At 69.4% G+C, this 2,450-nt stretch carries 2 protein-coding genes and 1 pseudogene; all 3 read right to left on the bottom strand.

Annotated elements, in window-relative coordinates:
• Nucleotides 1-164 (bottom strand): annotated as a pseudogene (locus ACDELDRAFT_RS24745) (acyl-CoA dehydrogenase); the annotation flags it as partial.
• 14 nt (nt 165-178) lie between these two features.
• Nucleotides 179-1,336: an acyl-CoA dehydrogenase family protein gene (locus tag ACDELDRAFT_RS21360; protein WP_005800384.1), complete on the bottom strand. Its 1,158-nt coding sequence runs from the start codon at nt 1,334-1,336 to the stop codon at nt 179-181.
• Nucleotides 1,333-2,450: CaiB/BaiF CoA transferase family protein (locus ACDELDRAFT_RS21355; RefSeq protein WP_005800382.1), on the bottom strand; the 1,118-nt coding region annotated here is incomplete at its 5' end. The genes ACDELDRAFT_RS21360 and ACDELDRAFT_RS21355, both read right to left, overlap by 4 nt.

The raw sequence follows: 2,450 nt of genomic DNA, 5'->3' as shown, positions 1-2,450 counted from the left end.
AGCAGCGCATCGGCCAGCCCCGTGGCCTCCAGCTGCGCCCACAGCTCCTGGGCCTCTGGCGCAGCGCGCCCGCCGGATTCGATGGCGCGCACCACCTGGGGGGTGCACTGGTCGGCCAGCACCTGGCGGGCTGCGTCGGCAAACAGGTCGTTGTCTTGGCTCATGTCGTAGCTCCGTTTCAGCGCAAGCCCAGGCCGCGGGCGATCATCCCGCGCAGGATGTCGCGCGTGCCGCCGCGCAAAGAGAACGAGGGCGAGGCCTCGGTCACGTATTTCAGGGTCATCAGCAGTTCCACGGGCACGTCTTCCGCCTCACACGCGAACAGGTCATCGGCGATGGCCGCGGGGATCATCTGCTCGAGCGTGGTGCCCAGCTCCTTGACCAGCGCGGCCTCGACGATGGGGCTTTGGCCGCGCACCAGCTTGTCCTGAATGGCCACCGACATGGCGCGCAGCGGCGCAAGCTGCGTGAGCACCTTGCCCGCCAGGCGCTGGGCCGATTCCGTGCGCCCTTGCGGCGTGCGCACGTACTGAAGCCACTGGTCGAACAGCACGATGCTGGAGAACAGCCGCTCGGGCCCGCTGCGCTCGAAGGCGAGTTCCGCTGTCACCTGCTCCCAGCCCTGGCCCTCGGCGCCGATGAGCGCATCGGGGCCCAGTTGCACGTTGTCGAAGAACACCTCGCAGAAATGGCTGTCGCCCGACAGGTCCTCGATGGGGCGCACGGTGACGCCGGGCAGCGACAGGTCCACGATCACCTGCGACAGGCCCTTGTGGCGGTCTTCCGCCGTGCCCGAGGTGCGCACCAGCGCAATCATGTACTGGCAATGGTGCGCATTGGTGGTCCAGATCTTCTGGCCGTTGAGCACGAAGCCTGTGTCATTGGGCGTGGCACGCGTGCGCACGCTGGCCAGGTCCGAGCCCGAACCCGGCTCGCTCATGCCGATGCAAAAGAACGCCTCGCCGCGGCACACCCGGGGAATGTAGAACTGCTTTTGCGCTTCGGTGCCGTACTTCAGGATCAGCGGCGCGCTCTGGCGGTCGGCGATCCAGTGCGAGCCCACGGGCGCGCCGCAGGCGAGGTATTCCTCCACCAGCACATAGCGCGTGAAGGCGCTGCGCCCGCCGCCGCCGTATGCGGGCGGCAGCGTGACGCCGATCCAGCCCTTGGCGCCCAGCTTGCGGCTCAGTTCGGTGCTGTAGCCGCCCCACGAGCGGGCGCGGATGTGCGCGGGCAAGCCCGCAATCGCCTCGGCCAGGAAGGTGCGCACCTCGGCGCGCAGGGCCTCGTCCTCGGGGGGGATGCGCGTGAGCGCGAGTGAATCCAGAGTGCTCATCCCAAAACTCCGTTGTCTTTGTAGGTTTGCAGCGCCTCGGGAGTGAGCCCGAGGTGGCGGGTCAGCACCGTGTCGGTGTGCTGGCCCAGTTGCGGGGGCGTGTGGCGGTAGCTCACGGGCGTGTCCGACAGGCGCATGGGGCTGGCCACCAGCGGCACGCTGCCCGCCTGGGGGTGCTGCATGGCGATCTGCAGGCCGCGCGCCTTGACCTGCGGGTCGTCGAACACATCGCGCACGGTGTTGATGGGGCCGCAGGGCACGCCATGCTGCTCCAGCAGCGCGATCCAGTCGCGCGTAGTTTTACCCACCGTCACACCGCGGATCAGCGCCACCAGTTCGTTGCGATGCGCCACGCGCGCGGCGTTGGTGGCAAAGCGCGCATCCTGCGCCCAGCCGGGCTGGCCTGCGGCGTGGCAAAAGCGCGCGAACTGCCCGTCGTTGCCCACCGCCAGGATCATGTGGCCGTCGGCCGTGGGGAAGTCCTGGTAGGGCACGGTGTTGGGATGGGCGTTGCCCATGCGCTGCGGCACCTTGCCGCCGTACAGGTAGTTCATGCCCTGGTTGGCCAGGCACGCCACGCCCACGTCCAGCAACGCCAGATCGATGTGCTGGCCGCGGCCGGTGTGCTCGCGCGCCTGCAGCGCGGCCAGGATGGCGGTGCTGGCGTACAGGCCGGTGAGGATGTCGGTGAGCGCCACGCCCACCTTCATCGGGCCGCCGCCGTCCTCGCCGTCGGGGCGGCCGGTGACGCTCATCAGCCCACCCATGCCCTGGATCAGGAAGTCGTAGCCGGCGCGGTGCGCATACGGCCCGCTCTGCCCGAAGCCGGTGATGGAGCAGTACACCAGGCGCGGGTTGAGCGCGCTCAAGGAGGCGTAGTCCAGCCCGTACTGCGCCAGCCCCCCGGTCTTGAAGTTCTCCACCAGCACGTCGCACTGCTGCGCCAGGCGCCGCACCAGTTCCTGCCCCTCGGGGCGGGTGAAATCGATGGTCACCGACTGCTTGTTGCGGTTGGTGCACATGTAGTAGGCCGACTCGCCCGTGGGCTGGCCGGCGGGGTCGGTCACGCAGGGTGGGCCCCAGGCGCGCGTGTCGTCGCCGCTGCCGGGGCGCT

It is taken from the genome of Acidovorax delafieldii 2AN, assembly GCF_000175235.1.
Lineage (GTDB): Bacteria > Pseudomonadota > Gammaproteobacteria > Burkholderiales > Burkholderiaceae_C > Acidovorax > Acidovorax delafieldii_B.
Note: the sequence above shows the minus strand (reverse complement) of the source record. Positions and strands in the feature narration are given on the sequence as shown.